Consider the following 2661-nt stretch of genomic DNA (forward strand, 5'->3'; position numbering starts at 1 on the left):
GCCCGCTCCCACGCACCGCGTGGGCGTGCGACGCCCGCTGCCACCGCCACCGGTGTCCGTCATGGCCTGGCGCGCGTGCTGTCCAAGGCCGGCGTGTGCTCGCGCAGCGAGGCCGCGCGCTGGATCGCCGAAGGCCGCGTTCGGGTGTCCGGGCGCATCGTCCGCGATCCGGAGTTTCCGATTGGCCAGCCGGCGCCGCCGATCGAGGTCGACGGCCAGCCGCTGGCAGCGCCACAACGCCTGTACCTGATGCTCAACAAGCCGCGCGGCGTGGTGACCACCGTGCAGGATGAGCGCGGTCGCGACACCGTGTATCGCTGCTTTGATGGTGCCGGCCTGCCGTGGATCGCACCGGTCGGGCGGTTGGACAAGGCCAGCGAAGGGCTGCTGCTGTTCAGCAATGATCCGCAGTGGGCCGCGCGCCTGACCGATCCGCAGACCGGGCCGATCAAGACCTACCACGTGCAGGTGGATGGCCTGCCCGATGACGCCACCCTGGCGGCACTGCAGGCCGGCGTGGAGGACGAGGGCGAGTTCCTCGTTGCCCAGGCCGTGCGCGTGCTGCGCAGTGGCGACAAGACCGCATGGCTGGAGGTGGTCCTCGACGAGGGCCGCAACCGTCATATCCGCCGCCTGTTGGCGGCCTTCGACCTGCAGGTGCTGCGCCTGGTCCGGGTCGCGATCGGTGGGCTGCTGCTCGGCGATCTCGGCAAGGGCCAGTGGCGGGTTCTGGAGGTCAGCGACCAGCAGCGGCTGGGGGCCGCTGCACCGGGCTGACCATCGCCCGCGGCCGGCGGTTGCCGGCCACCGTTCCAGGCGTAGGGGGCGCCTGGTTGTTGAATTTCCCGAACGGAGCCTGCCCATGTACCACCCGACCCTCAACCAAACCCTGCGCTGCGCAGGCCTGCTGCTGCCGATGGTGCTGCTGACCGCCTGTGGTGGCCACAAGAAGGTGGCCAAGGCGGAAACGCCGGCCGAGACCCCGGTGGTGGAAGTGAAGACCCCGGAGCTGGATGGCCGCGGCAGCTACCGCTTCCTGATGAGCGACGGCGACAGGAAGATGACCGCCGACGAGTTCGATGCCTGGATGAAGGCCAACGGCATCCGCGTTGCCAAGGGCAATGGCCAGGACGCCGCCGCCAAGCCGGTGGTGGTGGCCAGCAAGGATCAGCCCAAGGACAAGAAGAAAAGGAAGTGACGCCTGCGGGTGCCGACCCTGGTCGGCACGCTCTGATTGGGTCGGAACCCTTTCCGTAGGAAAGGGATCCGACCCCGGCCATGATCAGCCCTTGATCACGCCCAGCTCGACGCCGATGCGGGTGAAGGCATCGATCGCGCGGTCCAGGTGCTCGCGGCTGTGTGCCGCACTGATCTGGGTGCGGATGCGGGCCTGGCCCTTGGGCACCACCGGGAAGAAGAAGCCGATCGCATAGATGCCTTCTTCGAGCAGGCGCTCGGCGAACTTCTGCGCCAGCGGCGCGTCGTACAGCATCACCGGGCTGATCGGATGCACGCCCGGCTTCACGTCGAAACCGGCGGCGGTCATCTTCTCGCGGAAGTAGGCGGTGTTCTCGGCCAGCGTGCCGCGCAGGTCGTCAGCGGCGGCCAGCATCTCGAACGCCTTGATGCCGGCGGCGACCACGTGCGGTGGCAGCGAATTGGAGAACAGGTAGGGGCGCGAGCGCTGGCGCAGCAGTTCGATCACCTCGGCGCTGGCGCAGGTGAAGCCGCCCAGTGCGCCGCCCATGGCCTTGCCCAGGGTGCCGGTGATGATGTCGATCTTCTCCAGCACGCCCTTTACTTCGGCCGAGCCGCGGCCGGTGGCGCCGAGGAAGCCGGTGGCGTGGCATTCGTCGATGTGTACCAGCGCGTTGTACTTCTTCGCCAGCGCGGTGATCTCGTCCAGCGGCGCGATGAAGCCGTCCATCGAGAACACGCCATCGGTGGTGATCAGCTTGGTCTTGCAGCCGGCGGCATCGGCGGCCTGCAGCTGGGCTTCCAGGTCGGCCATGTCACAGTTGGCGTAACGGAAGCGCTTGGCCTTGCACAGGCGCACGCCGTCGATGATCGAAGCATGGTTCAGCGCGTCGGAGATGATCGCGTCGTTCTCGCCCAGCAGCGGTTCGAACAGGCCACCGTTGGCGTCGAAGCAGGCGGCATAGAGGATCGTGTCCTGCTTGCCGAAGAAGTCGGCGATCTGCTTCTCCAGCTGCTTGTGCAGATCCTGGGTGCCACAGATGAAGCGCACCGAGGCCATGCCGAAGCCGTGGGTATCCAATGCGTCCTTGGCGGCCTGGATCAGGTCCGGATGGTCGGCCAGGCCCAGGTAGTTGTTGGCACAGAAGTTCAGCACCTTGCGGCCGTCGTCGAGGGTGATCTCGGCCGACTGCGGGCTGGTGATGATCCGCTCGGACTTGAACAGGCCCTGGGCGCGGATGGCGTCCAGTTCCTCGGCGTAGTGGCGGGTCAGGGCGGAGGAGGCGTCGGTCATGGCGTGGGCACGGCTCAGCACGGGGAAACCGCTGATTCTACCGGGCAACGATGGCCATCGACCGGGCCGGGCGGCGCACCGCCATGGCCGGCACATGTTGCATCGCAATAGCAAACGGGTTAAAAATTCGTGAACCACGCCTGTCTGGCGCCGGTTGCCCGCTCCCCCTT

General features: G+C 67.5%; 3 protein-coding genes. 2 read left to right on the top strand and 1 reads right to left on the bottom strand.

What is annotated here, in order from left to right; genetic code table 11:
- The coding region (locus tag QRO93_RS21305) for a pseudouridine synthase (protein WP_285304353.1) at positions 1 to 777 on the top strand (777 nt) is incomplete at its 5' end.
- Positions 778 to 862: 85 nt separating this feature from the next.
- Positions 863 to 1198, top strand: a complete 336-nt coding sequence (locus QRO93_RS21310) for a hypothetical protein (protein ID WP_180878932.1) — start codon at positions 863 to 865, stop codon at positions 1196 to 1198.
- An 84-nt stretch (positions 1199 to 1282) separates the two neighbouring features.
- Here the strand turns inward: QRO93_RS21310 and kbl are convergent, their stop codons facing one another.
- Entirely contained in the window at positions 1283 to 2491 is a 1209-nt protein-coding gene (kbl, locus tag QRO93_RS21315; RefSeq protein WP_008268606.1) for a glycine C-acetyltransferase, read from the bottom strand.
- Positions 2492 to 2661 lie beyond the last annotated feature (170 nt).

This window comes from Stenotrophomonas maltophilia group sp. Smal17 (assembly GCF_030237045.1).
GTDB classification, from domain to species: domain Bacteria; phylum Pseudomonadota; class Gammaproteobacteria; order Xanthomonadales; family Xanthomonadaceae; genus Stenotrophomonas; species Stenotrophomonas forensis.

What these genes read in the sequence shown, in the direction of transcription:
- QRO93_RS21310 (WP_180878932.1), top strand. Translation starts at nt 863, where the DNA reads ATGTACCACCCGACCCTCAACCAAACCCTGCGCTGCGCAGGCCTGCTG.
- kbl (WP_008268606.1), bottom strand. Translation starts at nt 2,491, where the DNA reads ATGACCGACGCCTCCTCCGCCCTGACCCGCCACTACGCCGAGGAACTG.